Here is a 16615-nt window from a genome sequence, read left to right on the forward strand (position 1 = left end):
CCCCGATTGCAGACCGTTGACACGCCGGCCGGAAAGATCAGCAGTTGATATCGACATTGGGGGACAGAATCTCTATTTCAGAAGCAGTGATGCGGATCGTGCTCTGGCCGCAGGTCAGGCGGATCTCCTGATCCGCGGTCAGCTCAATGGTTTTGCTACCCAGTTGAATGCTCTTGCCGTCGAGGGTGATGGTCGATCCATCGTCGGTGCCGCCCACGGCCAGTTTGTAGCTGTCGCCAACCGACAGGGTTTTCTTCTTCATGACCTGGGTGGTCTGGTTCAGGCCCACGAAGGTGTTCATTGCCATGCCGACGTTCAGGCTGTAGCCCAGGCCCACGTTTTCCATGCGCCCGAGGCCCACGTTCTGCAGCGAAGCCATCAGGATCGTCTCGGACTTGTTCATGCCGATCTTGACCGTCTCGTTACGATCGACGGTTTTGCTGCGGTGGGCATGCACGGTGATGGTTTCGTTGTTATCCACCGTTTCGGTGCGGTCACGCCGGACATGCACCGTTTCGTCGTGATCGATGGTCTTGCGGCGGTCGTGGCCCACCCAGTGGGTTTCGTCGTTCTCGACCTCGATGTCCTGATTCCGCTCCGCATGGATATACAACTGCTCCGCCCCCTTCTTGTCCTCCATGCGGATTTCGTTGAAGTTGGCCGGCGTGCCGCCTTTGCTAGAACGGCTTTTCACGCCGCTCTGGGTCGCATTGGCCGGCAGGTCGTAAGGCACGGTCTGTTCGGCGTTGTAGACGCGGCCGGTGATGATCGGGCGGTCGGGGTCGCCTTCCAGGAAGCTGACGATCACTTCCTGGCCGATGCGCGGGATCTGCATCGCGCCCCAGTTCTTGCCGGCCCAGGCCTGGGAGACGCGGATCCAGCACGAGCTGTTTTCGTTGGACTGGTCATGGCGGTCCCAATGGAAATGCACCTTTACCCGGCCGTACTGGTCGGTCCAGATTTCCTCGCCTTCGGGGCCGACGACCCGGGCGGTCTGCGGGCCTTTGACGATCGGGCGCGAGGTGTTGGCCAGCGGCCGGAAGCTCTGCTTTGCATCGATACAGGTCAGCCCGCATTCGAACTGAATGCCTGCGGTGCCGCTGCCGCTTTCCAGGCTTTCCTGGGCCACGTAGTACCGGGCGCCGATGATCAGGTATTCGCGGTTCTGATCCTGGCGACCGAAGCCGGACAGGCTGAACAGATGACCCGAACCGAGGCCGCGTGCGTTGCCGCTCAGCTCGACCCGCTCATGCAGGCTTTGCAACGCTTCCAGGCGGGTGCGGGCGTAATGTTCGCCGTCCTGACTCTGCACGTAGGTGCCGGGGTAGTCGTAGAGCGGATAGTCGCCGGCCGTGTGCGGGCGCGGCATGGCCGAGCGCACTTCGATGCTGGCGGCCGGGCGCTGGAAGTCGTAGTCGTTGAGTTCCAGCGATCCGGGCTGAACCTCCTGGGCCAGACGCCAGTCGTCGATATGATCGCGCTCGCGGTGCTGGCCGTCGGGCGGGAAGTAGGGCACCGACTCGTAGCCGAACACTGTCTGATGCGCGCCGTAGGCATCGGCCAGCACCAGCACATGGCGGTCTTTCTCATGGCGGAAGAAGTAGTAGATCCCTTCCTGTTCCATCAGGCGGCTGACGAAGTCGAAGCTGGTTTCCCGGTACTGGACGCAGTATTCCCACTCTCGATACGGCCGGCTGAGCGCGTCTTCGAAATCGGAAAAGCCCAGGTCGCGAAACACCTGCTTGATGATCTGCGGGATGGTCTGGTGCTGGAAAATACGGCAGTCCGAAGTCCGGGTCAGCAGCCATAGCCAGGGGCGCAGCGACACCTGATAGCTGGCGAACTGACCGCGTTCGACGTTCTGGCTGCAACGCGCGACCACGCCATGGAAATAGCGCTGATTGCCGCCCGCCAGTTGCAGCGCGACGCTCATGGGCTTGCCCAGCAACTGGTTGAGATCGATGGCGCCATCGGCGGAGGTCAGTTGCAGGTCGTAGTTGAACAGCCGTCCCAGCTCGTCGCCGCCGCTCAGATCCTTGAGCAGCAGAACGTCCGGCCCCAGCGGGCTGGTGACGTGCGCCAGGCGGGTGAGTTGCTGGAAATTCATCGGTTATTCCGTCGCCTGATCGCTGAACTGCCCATGATCACTGAACTGCCCATCGCTGAACCGATAGTGCAGCTCGTTGGCGCTCCGGCTGATCCGCACCCCGGCCAGCGGCTTGCCGTCCAGCATGCGGGTCAGGAACTCGCGGCTCATGTCCGGCAGCAGGGTATTGGTCAGGATCGCGTCGATCATGCGCCCGCCGCTTTCGGTCTCGGTGCAGCGCGACACGATCAGGTCGATGACCTCGTCGTCATATTCGAAGGCGACCTTGTGGGTGGCTTCGACGCGCTTCTTGATCCGGTCCAGTTGCAGGCGCGTGATGGCCTTGAGCATGTCGTCGTTGAGCGGGTAATAGGGGATCGTCACCAGCCGGCCCAGCAGCGCGGGCGGGAAGATGTCCAGCAGCGGCTGACGCAGCGCCTTGGCGATGCTGTCCGGGTCCGGCACAGCGGCGGGGTCCTTGCACAAGCCTGCGATCAGATCGGTGCCGGCGTTGGTGGTCAGCAGGATCAGGGTGTTCTTGAAGTCGATCACCCGGCCTTCGCCGTCCTCCATCACGCCCTTGTCGAACACCTGGAAGAACATCTCGTGCACGTCCGGGTGGGCCTTTTCCACCTCATCGAGCAGCACCACGCTGTACGGCTTGCGCCGCACGGCCTCAGTAAGCACGCCACCTTCGCCATAACCGACATAGCCCGGCGGAGCGCCCTTGAGGGTCGACACCGTATGGGCTTCCTGAAACTCGCTCATGTTGATGGTGATGACATTCTGCTCGCCGCCGTACATGGCTTCGGCCAGCGCCAGCGCGGTTTCGGTCTTGCCGACACCGGAGGTGCCCGCCAGCATGAACACGCCGATGGGCTTGCTCGGGTTGTCCAGCCCGGCGCGGGAGGTCTGGATACGCTTGGCGATCATCTCCAGCGCGTGGTCCTGACCAATGATGCGCTTCTTCAAGTGCCGGTCCAGGTTCAGCACGGTTTCCAGTTCGTTGCGCGCCATGCGTCCCACGGGGATGCCTGTCCAGTCGGCGACCACCGAGGCCACGGCCTGATAATCGACCGTGGGCAGGATCAGCGGGCTGTCGCCTTGCAGATCGCTCAGGCGCTTCTGGAGTTCGACCAGTTGCGCGCGCAGGGCCTGGCTGTCGCCGTCGGCAGGCTCGCTGTCCACCACGCCCGCGCTGTCTCGCAGTTGGGCGCGGAGCGCGAGCAGCTCGTCGACCAGGCCCTTTTCGTCCGCCCAGCGGGTTTCCAGTCCGGCCAGTCGCTCATGCTCGGCAAGCAGCGCGGCCTGAGTGGCGGCGTGCCGTGCCTGGGTATCGACGCCGATGGCATGTTCCCGCGCGATGATTTGCAGCTCGGTTTGCAGCGCTTCGATGCGGCGGCGGCTGTCGTCGACTTCGGCCGGGACGGCATGCAGGCTGATGGCGACCCGGGCGCAGGCCGTGTCCAGCAGGCTGACGGATTTGTCGGGCAACTGGCGGGCCGGAATGTAGCGGTGAGACAGTTTCACCGACGCTTCCAGCGCCTCGTCGAGGATCTGCACCTGATGATGTTGCTCCATGGTCGAGGCCACGCCGCGCATCATCAACAGCGCCTTGTCTTCGGACGGCTCCGCTACTTGCACGACCTGGAAGCGGCGCGTCAGGGCCGGGTCCTTTTCGATGTGCTTCTTGTACTCGGCCCAGGTGGTCGCGGCGACCGTGCGCAGCGAACCGCGCGCCAGTGCCGGCTTGAGCAAGTTGGCGGCATCGCCGGTCCCGGCCGCGCCGCCGGCGCCGACCAGTGTGTGGGCTTCATCGATGAACAGAATGATGGGTTTGGGCGACGCCTGAACGTCCTCGATGACCTGGCGCAGGCGCTGTTCGAATTCACCTTTCATGCTGGCGCCGGCCTGCAGCAGGCCGACATCGAGGCTGCGCAGCTCCACGTCCTTGAGCGCGGGCGGTACGTCGCCTGCCACGATGCGCAGGGCGAAACCTTCGACCACCGCGGTTTTGCCGACGCCTGCTTCGCCGGTCAGGATCGGGTTGTTCTGCCGGCGACGCATCAGGATGTCGACCAGTTGGCGGATCTCCTCGTCGCGACCGACGATAGGGTCGAGCTTGCCGCTGCGGGCCTGCTCGGTGAGGTCCACGGTGTATTTGTTCAGCGCTTCCTGCTTGCCCAGCGCGCTGGGTGACAGGGCGCCGCTGGCTTCGCCCGGCACTGCGCCTGCGTTGAAACCGTCGCTGGCGCCGAGCGCGTTTTCCGGTGAATCGCCGACGTATTCATCGAAGCGCTCGCTCAGGGCTTCGACCTTGATCTTGTCGAACTCCCCCGACAGGCTCAGCAGGGCATGGCGCAGGCTCGGCGTCTTGAGAATGCCGATCACCAGATAGCCGGTGCGCACTTGGCTTTCGCCGAACATCAGGCTGCCGTAGACCCAGCCGCGCTCGACCGCTTCCTCGACATGCGAGGACAGGTCGGTGATCGAGGTGGAGCCGCGCGGCAAGCGGTCCAGCGCGTCGGTCAGATCGCGGGCCAGACGGGCCGGTTCGAGGTTGAACTGGCGCACCAGGCGATGCAGGTCCGAGTCCTGGAGCTGAAGCAACTGGTGAAACCAGTGCGCCAGTTCGACATACGGATTGCCCCGTAACTTGCAGAACACCGTGGCTGCTTCGATGGCCTTGTAGGCCACGCTGTTGAGCTTGCCGAACAGTGCCGCGCGGCTGATTTCACCCATGATGGTTGCTCCCTGAAGTATGTGCGGACGCTGTCGCATCGGCGTAATGCCGGGCGAGGATCAGGTCCTTGGCGTCGTGTGCGGGCTGCCCCAGCCAGGTGTTGAAACCCAGCCGCTGGCGCCCGTTGAGTTGGAAACGCGGGACCTCGGTTCGCTCCAGAACCAGATTCAGATCCCAGTCGAGTTCATGGCCCAGGTATTCGGCCACCCAGACCACCAGTTCCTTGAACGGTCGGCCGTCCGGCAGCATGCCCATGTAATCGGCAAGCTTGAGCGGCCCCAGGCGAATCCGAAATTTGTGCTGGCGATCCCATGCGTAACGGCCCAGGCAGAAATCCTCGCCCAGCCGGTTGCAGCCGACCCCGAGCCGACTGCGCTCCGGCAGCTCCAGCCACTGGCCGACGTATTCTTCGATTTCCACCGGCAGGCCGAAGTATTCCTGCAGGATGGCGCGCAGCCCGTCGGGATAGCGCGTCTGGGCCGCCAGATGCCCGCTGAAGTGCAGCCTGGCGGTGTCCGGAATCAACCCTTCGCCCGACAGGCTGGCCATGCCGCGCCCGCTTAGCGAAGCGAGCCGCAAGGACCAGTAATCATCGTCGGGCCGGTCGTGGCTGACCGTCGGCCGGGCTTCCGCCCAGGCGCGATAGAACAGGCTCAGTAAACGATGATGGAAGACGTCCAGAAAGCGTTTGCTGGCGCTGTCGGCATTGTTGCGCTGGCGGTCGCGCACGTATTCGGTGAGATGCAACGGCAACGGACCGTTAGGGCCGCCCAGACCGAAGAAGAATTGTTCGAGGCGGGCGGGTTTGTCGCCATCGCCCGGCTGCACTGAAGCCAGTGTGGAAGGGGCGAACGAACTCTCCGGCTGCTGGCCGAGACGCAACGGGTCGTCTGCCAGACGCAGCGAGCGACCGAGGCGTGGCAAGTCCGGCGATTCGCACTCGATACGACGCAGCGCCTGGAAGAAATCGTATTCCCAGGGCCGGTCCTGCATGTCGTTCAACGTGTTCACAGGGTCGGACGGCGTCCTGGTTTGGCTTTCCATCGCATGATCTCGCCGCGTTCGGTGGTACGTATCACCGTCTCGGTAAAACTGTTGATCGACACGTAACGTGTCAGGAAGCGTTCGAACACCGCGCCGAGCAGGAAAACGCCCGTGCCGCGGAACGCGTTCTCATCGAACTCCAGGGTGATTTCCAGCCCGCGACCGAACACGATCGGCCCCGGCATCGGCAAGCGCCGGGTGCAGGGTTTGCTGCTGACGCCGCGCAGTCCTTCGATCTGTAATTGCAGGGCAGCGTCCTGATCGTCGCCATACAGGCGCAGCAGTTCGCGCAATGCGGCCGCGCCTTGGCCTTGTTCGCTCAACGACAGGTAATTGAGCGAAAGCTGGCTGATCAGTCGCCAGGCCTTGTTGTCATGGGCATGGCTGGCGCGCGGCCGGCTTGGACCGGCCAGACAGCGAATCGACAAGACCGGGGCACTGTCGGCCAGAGTGAAATCGGTCTTGCCGCTGCCCACGTTCATGAACAACGGCAGGTCGCGGTTGGTGCACAGCGCGCTCAGCCCGAGCTGGCGCAGGTCGTGCCGGTAAGGCGCCTGCTGGCCGTCGACCAGGCTGATGAAGGTCTCGCTGCCGACATAGGTCGAGCGCGCGCCTTTGCGCCGCTGCTCGGCGGACAGCACGCGCGGCTCACGGCGCAGGATGTACCACGCCTTGTCACGGCCATGGCGCGATGGATCGCGCACGGCATAGAACGGCAGGAACGGCTGGTCCGGGCCGGTGCCGTGACCGGTCACCGACTGGAGCGAGTGAATCTCGAAGTCCATCGGCCGGGTGCGGTCGGCAATGGCGTGATGCTCGTGTACCCGGTCGGAAAGATGAATGCGGTCCAGGCGACGCGGAAACAGGTTGATCGCAGGCGTGCAGAACGGCACGAACTGCGTCGCGCCGACGCCGCTTTCCAGACTCGGGTCGAAGCGATCGAACAGCACGATCAGCTCCAGCTCCTGGCCGGCGCAGCGTTGTACGGCGCGTGACAGCCGGGCGAACTCCACAAACAGAAACCGCTGGGGCAGGGCAAAGTATTCCTGAAGCAGGCGATAGCCCTGGAACGCTTGCGGAACCACCGGCAGCGCGGCCTCGCGATCATCGAAGCCGCATGGCCGTAGCGCGTCGGCGGGCAGGCGCTCGACCCAGTCCGCGCCGGGCTGACGCACGAACACCGCGCAGGCGTTGCCCAGCAGCTGCTCGTAAAGGCGAAACGGCTGCTCGTCCGCGCCGCTGAGATACAGCGGCAGGCTGTCGAGCTCCAGCTTGTCAAACGTCAGTTCGGCACCGGTACGCAATGTGATGCGCAAACCCGCCTTGGCTTGCGGTTCGCTGGCGGCGAGTCGACCCAGCACGGCGGCAGGGTTGCCAAAATACTCTGCGTCGCTGACCTTCAGCGGCCATAACTGCACTTCATGGGCGGTGCGGTACTCGCAGGAGGTCTGCGAATCGCGACCCAACGCGCCGCGCAGCACGCTGCCTCGCGGCAGGGTAAAGCCCTGGCTCAAGGACCCCTCATCGGGGTCGGCATGCATTTGCACCACGGTCATCGATGGCGTGGGCGCCAGATAGTGCGGGTAAGCGATTTCCAGCAGGTTATGGGTGAAGGTCGGGTACTCGGCATCGAGCTTGAGCTGCACCCGGGCCGTGAGATACGCGAATCCTTCCAGCAGGCGCTCGACATAAGGGTCGGCGCAGTCCAGCCCGGACAGCGTCAGGCGGCCGGCAATCTTGGGATACTCTCGGGCGAACTCGGCGGCACTTTCGCGAATGTGCTGCAGTTCCTGGTTGTACAGCCCGAGCAGGCGTGGGTTCATGAACGTCTCCGTTGTTCGGCGGGCAGGACCTTGACGTGGCCGGATTCCAGATCCAGTTCGGTGCGCAGCAGCAGGGGCAGGGCGACCGGCTGCGCCCACAGATCGCCCTGGATCTCGAAGCTCAGGGCGTTGTGGTTCATCTGGTCACGACCGACCCTGGCGCGCACGCTCAAGGTATGCGCCAGGATGCGCGGCTCGAAGGTCACGATGGCACGATGGATCAGGCTTTCCAGCACCCCGATGTCCACACTCGATGCGCTGTTGCCGGCCAGCGCCGGCAGCCCGAAGTTCACCACCGAGGTGCCAGCCGGACTGTGCAGCGTCGTGTCGGCATCCAGCAGGGAAGTGGTGTTCAGCAACCACGCAAGGTCACGCAGCACCGACGCCTTGAGCTGGTTCAGGGACAGCACCCGCTTGTCCGCGCTTTCCTGCGGGTTGCCCGGATCGTCGTCGGTCAGGCGGTCGAGCAGCGACGGTTGCAGGCGCTCGCGCGGGTTCAGGTCGTTCACCAGTCGAACTGCCAGATCAGGACTTTTTGATCCCAGTAACCCGGACCGCATGCGGCAACCCGGCTGACCGGGGATACATCCAGCTTGCCTTTGTACAAGCGGATCGACTGCAGATCGGTTGCGCATTCGGTGCTTGGGGGCGGCAGAGGCTCGCTGCGCTCGACCATGACCACCAGCGCTTTGCGGTAATCTTCCACGCGCACCTTTTTCTGCTGGTCTTCGCTGAAACGGCAGGGCCATTTCATGTCCAGAACCAACGGAGCGCTGTCAGCGCGGGCCACGGCGCATCGGCCCTGTTCATCGATCAGTCTGATCTCAAGACCGCCAAGACTTGCCGAAGTCAGTCCCTCATGACGTGGCTCGGTTTGCGCGGCGCAGGCGCTCAGGCTGATCAGTAGAGCGATCGACATCATTGCCGCCAGCAGTGCGCGCATCATGTCAGCTCCCAGAACCAGACCGCTTTGGCGCGAAAGAAGTAGTCCCCGCCGCTGCTTGCCGTAACGCCGCGGTTCCACAGATCGATATGGTCACCGCTGGGCCGACCATCGGGATCGGTTTCCTGATAGTAAAAATCCTTGAAGAAAATGATCCCGGTCTTGCCGAGCAAACCTGTGCGCTCTGCGGCGCTGTTGCCGTACACCTTCGGCGGCCCCAGCTGTTGTCTTTTCCACAACCAGTTTGCCAGTGACTCGGCACCACGGGCGTGACCGTGTGCACAGCGTGGCTCGGTATAGGTGGACGAATTGACCGGCAGCGTTCGCTCGTTGCATAGCGCGATGCTGAGACGAATGGCGCATTGATTGGGCCATGGGCCGTCGCAGGCTGGCGCTCCGGGATGCGGAGGGTATTGATTCCACAAGTTGATGAAAGAAGGCTTGGCCATATTCAGTTTCCTTACCGTATTTCTCGCGGACTTCCCTGTGTCGATTGCCCCCGGCCTGAATCGCCGGGGGCTGCCGATCAGCGCTTGGTGTTGGAGCGAATGTTCCAGCCATACTTGATCGGGCCGCCTTCCTTGGAGCCGTCGGCTTTCTGCGGCTGGTAGTCGACCGTCACCTGAGCGAAGTTCAGGGTGACGTTTTCCACCATGCGGTCATCGCTGCCCGAGCCGCCGGTGCTCAGCGAGGTGATGATCACTTCTTCCAGGTTGATGATCATGTACTCGACCTGGCTTTCGCCGCCGGCCTTGCGCACGGTCAGTTTGACCTTGTCGATGTGCTTGCCGCTGGAGCAATGCATCATCAGGTTCGGGGTGGCCTTGTCGACGTACTTGGTGATCGACAGGTCCTGAATGTTCACCTTGCCCGCGCCGCCGCCGGTGCCCTGGTGCATGTTGCCGGACTGGGACATGCCCCAGCTCCAGTTCAATACGTCGATTTCGTCCTTGTGGGCCTTGTCCATCGACTCGCCCTTGATGTCACCGATCTTGATGAAAATATCGACAGCCATGTTTTCTCCTGATGTGGCATGGGCCACTGAGTGGTACGTTCACAGGCCCGTGGCGCGCGGTTTGCCGGCGCCAGGGCCTGTGATCCGATGCATTTCCTTGCGTGACGCGTGACGGTCAGGCGCCTTTTGCCGACGGCAGTTTCGAGACGAGTCGCAGCGAGACGGTCAGCCCTTCGAGCTGATAGTGCGGGCGCAGGAAGAACCGCGAGTTGTAGTAACCCGGATTGCCTTCGACGTCCTCGACCACCACTTCAGCCGCGGCCAGCGGATGCTGAGCCTTGGTGGTTTCGGTGGAGTGCGCCGGATCGCCGTCGACGTAGTTGAGGATCCAGTCCTGCAACCAGCGCTGCATCTCTTCCTTGCCTTTGAACGAGCCGATCTTGTCGCGCACGATGCACTTGAGGTAGTGCGCGAAGCGGCAGGTGGCGAACAGGTACGGAAGACGCGCGGCCAGGTTGGCGTTGGCGGTGGCGTCCGGATCGTCGTATTCAGCAGGCTTTTGCAGAGACTGGGCACCGATGAACGCCGCGAAATCGGTGTTCTTCTTGTGCAGCAGCGGCATGAAGCCATTTTTCGCCAGCTCGGCTTCGCGACGGTCGGAGATCGCGATCTCGGTCGGGCACTTCATGTCCACGCCGCCATCGTCGGTGGGGAAGGTGTGCGCCGGCAGGTTTTCCACTTCGCCGCCGGACTCCACGCCGCGAATCCGCGAGCACCAGCCGTAGTGCTTGAACGAGCGGTTGATGTTCACCGCCATCGCGTAGGCCGCGTTCGCCCAGGTGTACTTGGCGCTGTCCGCGCCGTCGGTGTTCTCTTCGAAGGCGAAGGCTTCCACTGGATCGGTCTTGGCGCCGTATGGCAGACGCGCGAGGAAGCGCGGCATGGTCAGGCCTATGTAGCGCGAGTCTTCCGATTCACGCAGCGAGCGCCAGCCGGCGTATTCCGGCGTAGTGAAGATCTTGCTCAGGTCGCGCGGGTTGGACAGCTCCTGCCACGATCCCATGCCCATCACAGTCGGCGACGCCGCCGCGATGAAAGGTGCGTGCATGGCCGCGCAGACCTTGGACAGCTCGCCCAACAGCTCGACGTCCGGAGGCGACTGATCGAAGTAGTAGTCGCCGACCAGGCAGCCGTAAGGCTCGCCGCCGAACTGGCCGTACTCTTCTTCGTACATCTTCTTGAAGATCGGGCTCTGGTCCCACGCCGTGCCTTTGAATTTCTTCAGCGTCTTGTGCAGCTCAGGCTTGGAGACGTTGAGGACGCGGATCTTCAGCTGCTCGTCGCTTTCGGTGTTGGACACCAGGTAGTGCAGACCACGCCAGGCACTTTCCACTTGCTGGAAGTCCTGGTGGTGGATGATCTGGTTGACCTGCGCCGTGAGCTTGGCGTCGATGGCGGCAATGATCGATTCGATCGACTTGATGGCATCGTTGGACACCAGGTCGGTCTGCGCGAGCGCCTGCTCGGCCAGGGTGCGCACGGCAGTTTCCACCGCTTCGCGAGCACGCTCGGTCTTGGGTTTGAATTCCTGCATCAACAGCGAGGCGAAGTCGCTGGACTGCTCCGCAGCCACTGGCTGGGCCTGATTTTCGCGAGTCAATTCGGTCATGATCGGGGTCCTGGTTACTCGTTGGGCTCGGAGTTCTGGGGCTTGGGCGCGCTGGCCAGGGCCTGGAGCAACGCAGGGTCCTTGATGGCTTTCATGATGATTTCTTCAGCGCCGGTCTTGCCGTCCATGTACGTCAGCAGGTTGGCCAGCTGAGTACGGGCTTCGAGCAGCTTGTTCAGCGAATCGACCTTGCGCGCGACGGCGGCGGGGCTGAAGTCGTCCATGCTCTCGAAGGTGATATCCAGGCTCAGATTGCCTTCGCCGGTAAGCTCGTTGGGCACGGTGAAGGCCACGCGCGGCTGCATCGCCTTGAGACGCGAGTCGAAGTTGTCGACATCGATCTCCAGGAACTTGCGATCCGCGACCGCCGGCAGAGGCTCGGCAGGCTTGCCGGTCAGGTCGGCCATGACGCCCATCACGAACGGCAGCTGGACCTTCTTCTCGGCCCCATATAGCTCGACGTCATATTCGATCTGGACACGAGGTGCGCGGTTGCGCGCAATGAACTTCTGAGAACTGGTTTTCGCCACGTTGCTCCTCCTTGTCGCTGTTGCGACGATGTTGGCGTCATCGGTCGTTGCCGGTAACGGGATTGCGTGGCCCGTGCTGCGACGTCCATAAGGACTCAGTCAGCGTCGGGCCCGCGCAAGTTTTCGAATTGGGACATGCCGTCAGGAATCAGATTGCGCACGATGGTCTCGAAGTCCGCATGCACCAGCTTCCGGGCCCGGTTCAGCAGCATTGGCAGCGGGCTGGACGGCTCGTGCCGCGCGTACCAGGCCAGGATCTGGTCGAGGCTGCGCACCACATCGTCGCGGCTGCCGATACCGGCACTCGGCCGAGCGACGGGCTGACTGCCGACTGATGCCATCTGTTCAACCGAGTCAACGGTGGGCTCCGATCCGGCCATTGCATCGCCGGCTTCGCTTTGGGCCGCTTCGCCGAGCACCAGCAGGCCCTGCTTGAGTGGCTGTTTCAACGCGGAAAGGTCCACGCCCTGTGCCGAACCCACCTGCTCCGAAACCAGACGCTCGATGGCCTCAGCCGTGCTCCGTGCGTTTTCCAAGGCTGCGCGGACGGCGTCCAGTTGTTCGGGATCGCAGTCGCGCAGCGCGCCGGACAACTCGTCGAGGCTCAGGTGCTCGTCGCTGAAATGCTGAAGGCCGCTGGCGTTCAGCGCGGCGCGCAAGGTGATGTTGCCGAAAACCCGCGAACGGACCAGCACGCTGTCACGCAACAGGCGCACGTTGGTATCGCAGGCTAGCCCCGAGAGCGCGTTGACCCGAACGGTCGGGTCGTTGTCATCGTCGGCGTCGAGCTGCGGGTACAGATCGGACCAGTAGGTTTCGAGCAACTGGCGGACCAGTGCCAAGCCGTCGCTCAGGCCCGCAATACCTTGCAGCGCCAATGTGCTCTGGACCAGAAAGTGGGTAATACGCAGATCTTTACTGCGTTGCAGCAGGCTCGCGCTAGTTTGCTCGATGGCTCGCCACTGAGGCGGCTCGGCCGGCTGAACGGCATCGCCCATGACACGCTCGGGTTTACCCTGGGCGTCACGCTCCAGTTGCAGAAAGTCTGCGTCATATTCCAGATCGTCGCCGCACGGATAGTTCGCGGAAACAGGGGCAAGCAACAACGCTACATCCACCAAAACCGATCTCCTTATCAAATCCGATGATGTATTGCTGTTTTGTGGGAAATTTTTCTTTAGCGTGCAGGAAATAAATCGTCAGCGATTTATCTTATGATGTCACTATGGAATCATAAGCAGGCTGGCGTTGTGCATTTTTGGTGTAGTACAGATGCGTTGTCAAGGTTAAGCTATGCACCGCTTGTGGGCCGCAACCCTCCGGGATCAGGGAATGTGCGGGCTTTCACATAACTGTTTCATTTGAGTGAAGCCGCTCTTGAAAGGCGGGGTATCAATTGCAGCACAATAGAGTGCCATCGCGTTATGCGTGGCATTGTGCATGAGGCGTTAATACGGCCAGCAAACTTTTCTTGAGTGTTCCATTCATGAGCGATATATGCAGGGAGGCGCAATGTCGCTGTGCTTGACCATCACGAGTTACCACAAGATTACACCTGGACAATGCCCTGAAAAGACATTGGATCAAGGCGTGATGGCAATTGGCCGTGGCCAGGAAAATGATTGGGTGCTTCCCGATCCTGAACGGCTGGTATCACAGAAACATTGCGTTATTCAGTACAAGGACGGTCGCTATTATCTAACCGATCTGAGTACCAACGGTGTTGAACTGGTCAACGCCGGCATCCGTTTGCGACGCGGCAACAGTGAGCCGTTGCAGGATGGAGAAATCATCCGTATCGGCGAATACGAACTCCGTGCCCGTATCGAGTCCGACATCCCGCTGGCCGATATCGGGCTGACCGGCGTGGACGCATCCAATAGCTTCGAAGCGCTGATGGCGCGTCAGGGCAGTCCAGCGACTTCGGCCGCTCCCTTTGCCGCCCCGGCGTCCGAAGCTCCGGCCACCGCGCATTTCGCGGGCGGTTCTTCCCAGGACACCTTCCCTGATCTGTTCGATTTCCTGACGCCGGCCAGTGCGGCGCCTGCGCCTCGACCTGATCACGTGCCTGCCGAGCTGCACGACTTCCGGCCGCCTGCGCCCTTGAGCCCGCCCGCGCCCGCGCCCGCCGCGTCTGCGCCGGCGGCTTCGCCAGCAGGTCTGATTCCCGATGACTGGGACCCGCTGGCCGATATGTCGGCGCCCGCGCCCTTGACGGCTCCCGCTTCCCCTAAGCCTGCGGCCGCGCCGGAAATCGAGCGCCCCGTTCAGGCTCCGCTGCCCGAGCCAGTCGCGCCGCGCCTCGATGCCAGTGAGTCTCCCATAGGCAGCACTGCCAACCAGTCGGACCTGCTGCAAGCCTTCCTGCGCGGCGCCGGACTGGACAAGCTGCGGATCGATAAGGCGCAGGCCGAAGCGCAGATGGAGGCCATCGGGCGCAGTTACCGGCTGATGGTCCAGGGCCTGATCGATGTGCTGCGAGCGCGTGCAAGCCTCAAGGGCGAGTTCCGCATGCAGCAGACGATGATTCAGCCGGTGGAAAACAATCCGCTGAAGTTCGCGCCGAATGCCGACGAGGCGCTGCTGCTTTTGCTGCGTGGCGACAGCCAGGCGTTCATGGCACCGGAACAGGCGGTGAATGACAGTTTTCATGATCTGCGGGCTCACCAGCTGGCGGTCATGGCCGGCGTCGAAGCGGCGATCAAGCATCTGCTCAAGCGCTTCGAGCCCGGCGAGCTGGAAGCGCGAATGGGCAGCAAGCCGAGCGGTTTGTCGAACCTGTTCGGCGGATCGCGTCAGGCCCAGTACTGGCAGCAGTTCACCACGTTGTACAGCGAGATTTCCCGCGAAGCCGAAGACGATTTTCAGGATCTGTTCGGCCGCGAATTCAGTCGTGCCTACGAAGAACACAGTGCGCGCCTGCGCCGCTCTTGAGCGGCCCTGACAGTCAATGCCCGAGGAATAAGGATGTATCGCAGCGTTGTATTTGCAGCTTTGACCCTGTTGCTGCTCAGTGCCTGTGCCAAGGATGTGCAGCCCCCGGCCCAGCCCCGCGAAGCCGATGCGGACGTCGCGGCCACGCTCGACTTTCAGGCCGTGGCCGGACTCAATCCCGGCGCCACCGGACAGCCCGCGCCCGTACGGGTGCGGGTTTATGAACTGAAGAACAGCGCGGCCTTTCTGCGCGCCGATTACTTCTCGCTGGCCGACCGCGCGCCAGCGACCCTTGGCGTCGACCTGATCGACCAGGACGAAGTGCTGGTCCAGCCCGGCGAACAGCGAGTCGTAGTGCGTCATCTGGCCCCGGCCACGCGTCATGTAGGGCTGGTGGTCGGCTATCGCGAAATCGACCGTGCGCAATGGCGCGCCGTGCTCGATGTGCCGGCTCGCGGCGCCAGCGAACACCGGGTCACCCTCGACGCCCGCGCCATGCGCGCCGACGTCGTTACGCCGCAACCCGCCGCTCAATAGTCAATCGGAGAACCCATGTCCTGGAACAATCGAGTGGTCTGGTCGGAAGGCATGTTCATCGGAACCCAGCACTTCCAGCAGCACGACCGTTACCTTGAAAACCTGATCGATGCGCGCAGTCGTCCGCTGTCCGTCGGTGCCTGGGGGTTTTCCGAGCTGCTGATCGATCAGGGCCTGCTGGCCCAGGGCAAACTGGCGATCGTCTCCGCCCGCGGCCTGCTGCCGGACGGCACGCCGTTCAATATTCCTCAGGACGATCTGGCACCCGTCCCGCTGTGCATCGACGATAACCTGCGCGACGGCGTGGTCTACCTGGCCCTGCCGCTCAAGCGCGCCGGGGCTCGCGACACGGTGGACGAAGGCGAAGCACTGGGTGCGGCGCGTTACGTCAGCCAGGTGCGCGAAGTGCGTGACGACAATGCGCCGTTCGAGAATCGCGCCCCGGTCGCCATCGGTGCTCGTGCGCTGCGCCTGCTGACTGCGCAGGACGGCGTGGGCGACTACGCGAGCATTGGCGTGGTGCGCATCAAGGAAAAACGCGCCGACCAGGCGCTGGTGCTGGACGACAGCTATATCCCGCCCTTGCTCGACGTGACCGCCAGTCGCTCGTTGTCGGCGTTTCGCAGTGAATTGCAGGGGCTGCTGCGTCAGCGCGGTCAAGCTCTGGCGGGGCGCGTGGTGGCCTCCGGTGCCGGCGGCGCTTCGGAAATCGCCGATTTCATGCTCCTGCAACTGGTCAATCGCGCTGAGCCGCTGATCAACCACCTGAGCCAGATCAGCCCGCTGCATCCAGAGCGTTTCTACAGCGAGCTGGTCAGCCTGGCGGGCGAATTCGCGACCTTCTCCAGCACCGAGCGACGCCCGGAGGATTTCCCGCGCTATCAGCACGACGATCTGGCGGCCAGCTTCAGTCCGGTGATGCAGGCGCTGCGCGAAGCCTTGTCGATGTTGATCGACAGCAAGGCGGTTCCGATTCCGATCGTCGAAAAGGCCTATGGGGTGCACGTCGCCATGCTGGCCGACAAGACCTTGCTGGACAACGCCAGCTTCATTCTGGTGGTGCGCGCCGACATGCCCGGCGAAGCCCTGCGCGGGCGATTCAGCCAGCAGAGCAAGATCGGCTCGGTGGAGCACATTCGCGATCTGGTCAACCTGCAGTTGCCGGGCATCGGCCTGTTGCCGCTGCCGGTCGCGCCTCGGCAGATCCCGTATCACGCGGGCTCGACCTACTTCGAACTGGATCGCGGCAGCGACCACTGGAAACAGCTCATGCACTCGGGCGGTTTCGCCTTCCATGTAGCCGGTGAGTTTCCGGGCCTGAACCTGGCTTTCTGGGCGATTCGAGGGTAAG

14 protein-coding genes are annotated in these 16615 nt (G+C 62.9%); 3 read left to right on the forward strand and 11 right to left on the reverse strand.

Features of this window, described 5'->3' with window-relative positions; genetic code table 11:
* Positions 1 to 37 precede the first annotated feature (37 nt).
* The 11 genes from TRP66_RS07435 to tssA all read right to left on the reverse strand — a co-directional run bounded on the left by TRP66_RS07435 (position 38) and on the right by tssA (position 12911).
* The gene (locus TRP66_RS07435; protein WP_333400841.1) at positions 38 to 2107 is read right to left on the reverse strand and encodes a type VI secretion system Vgr family protein; all 2070 of its coding nucleotides are present in this window, start codon (positions 2105 to 2107) and stop codon (positions 38 to 40) included.
* A 3-nt stretch (positions 2108 to 2110) separates the two neighbouring features.
* Complete coding sequence (gene tssH, locus TRP66_RS07440; protein ID WP_333400842.1) at positions 2111 to 4828, reverse strand: type VI secretion system ATPase TssH; 2718 nt, start codon at positions 4826 to 4828, stop codon at positions 2111 to 2113.
* Positions 4821 to 5873 carry a type VI secretion system baseplate subunit TssG gene (gene tssG, locus TRP66_RS07445; protein WP_333400844.1) on the reverse strand — a complete coding sequence of 351 codons (1053 nt, stop codon included), beginning with the start codon at positions 5871 to 5873 and terminating at the stop codon, positions 4821 to 4823. Before tssG ends, tssH begins: the two co-directional genes overlap by 8 nt.
* Positions 5837 to 7696: a type VI secretion system baseplate subunit TssF gene (tssF, locus tag TRP66_RS07450; RefSeq protein ID WP_333400846.1), complete on the reverse strand. Its 1860-nt coding sequence runs from the start codon at positions 7694 to 7696 to the stop codon at positions 5837 to 5839. The genes tssG and tssF overlap by 37 nt, the downstream gene beginning before the upstream one ends.
* Positions 7693 to 8205, reverse strand: a complete 513-nt coding sequence (gene tssE, locus TRP66_RS07455) for a type VI secretion system baseplate subunit TssE (RefSeq protein WP_442965183.1) — start codon at positions 8203 to 8205, stop codon at positions 7693 to 7695. Before tssE ends, tssF begins: the two co-directional genes overlap by 4 nt.
* On the reverse strand, positions 8202 to 8642 hold the full coding sequence (locus TRP66_RS07460; protein ID WP_333400847.1) for a hypothetical protein: 441 nt from the start codon (positions 8640 to 8642) through the stop codon (positions 8202 to 8204). The genes tssE and TRP66_RS07460 overlap by 4 nt, the downstream gene beginning before the upstream one ends.
* Positions 8639 to 9088 (reverse strand): type VI secretion system amidase effector protein Tae4, encoded by a 450-nt coding sequence (locus TRP66_RS07465; protein WP_333400848.1) that lies wholly within the window; start codon positions 9086 to 9088, stop codon positions 8639 to 8641. Before TRP66_RS07465 ends, TRP66_RS07460 begins: the two co-directional genes overlap by 4 nt.
* Before the next feature lie 77 nt (positions 9089 to 9165).
* Positions 9166 to 9654, reverse strand: coding sequence for an Hcp family type VI secretion system effector (locus tag TRP66_RS07470; RefSeq protein WP_333400849.1), 489 nt, complete (start codon positions 9652 to 9654; stop codon positions 9166 to 9168).
* A gap of 115 nt (positions 9655 to 9769) precedes the next feature.
* Positions 9770 to 11263, reverse strand: coding sequence for a type VI secretion system contractile sheath large subunit (gene tssC, locus TRP66_RS07475; protein WP_333400850.1), 1494 nt, complete (start codon positions 11261 to 11263; stop codon positions 9770 to 9772).
* A 14-nt stretch (positions 11264 to 11277) separates the two neighbouring features.
* The gene (gene tssB / locus TRP66_RS07480) at positions 11278 to 11793 is read right to left on the reverse strand and encodes a type VI secretion system contractile sheath small subunit (protein ID WP_333400851.1); all 516 of its coding nucleotides are present in this window, start codon (positions 11791 to 11793) and stop codon (positions 11278 to 11280) included.
* 95 nt (positions 11794 to 11888) lie between these two features.
* Entirely contained in the window at positions 11889 to 12911 is a 1023-nt protein-coding gene (gene tssA / locus TRP66_RS07485; RefSeq protein ID WP_333400853.1) for a type VI secretion system protein TssA, read from the reverse strand.
* A gap of 394 nt (positions 12912 to 13305) precedes the next feature.
* On the opposite strand from tssA, the gene tagH reads away from it, so the two are divergent.
* Genes tagH through tssK form a run of 3 tightly spaced genes read left to right on the forward strand, consistent with a single transcriptional unit; the run spans position 13306 to position 16614 of the window.
* Positions 13306 to 14727 carry a type VI secretion system-associated FHA domain protein TagH gene (gene tagH / locus TRP66_RS07490; RefSeq protein WP_333400854.1) on the forward strand — a complete coding sequence of 474 codons (1422 nt, stop codon included), beginning with the start codon at positions 13306 to 13308 and terminating at the stop codon, positions 14725 to 14727.
* Positions 14728 to 14760: 33 nt separating this feature from the next.
* Positions 14761 to 15264, forward strand: coding sequence for a type VI secretion system lipoprotein TssJ (gene tssJ / locus TRP66_RS07495; protein ID WP_333400855.1), 504 nt, complete (start codon positions 14761 to 14763; stop codon positions 15262 to 15264).
* 15 nt (positions 15265 to 15279) lie between these two features.
* Positions 15280 to 16614 carry a type VI secretion system baseplate subunit TssK gene (gene tssK, locus TRP66_RS07500; protein WP_333400856.1) on the forward strand — a complete coding sequence of 445 codons (1335 nt, stop codon included), beginning with the start codon at positions 15280 to 15282 and terminating at the stop codon, positions 16612 to 16614.
* Position 16615 lies beyond the last annotated feature (1 nt).

The sequence above is a fragment of the Pseudomonas sp. JDS28PS106 genome, from assembly GCF_036706555.1.
Taxonomy (GTDB): Bacteria; Pseudomonadota; Gammaproteobacteria; order Pseudomonadales; family Pseudomonadaceae; genus Aquipseudomonas.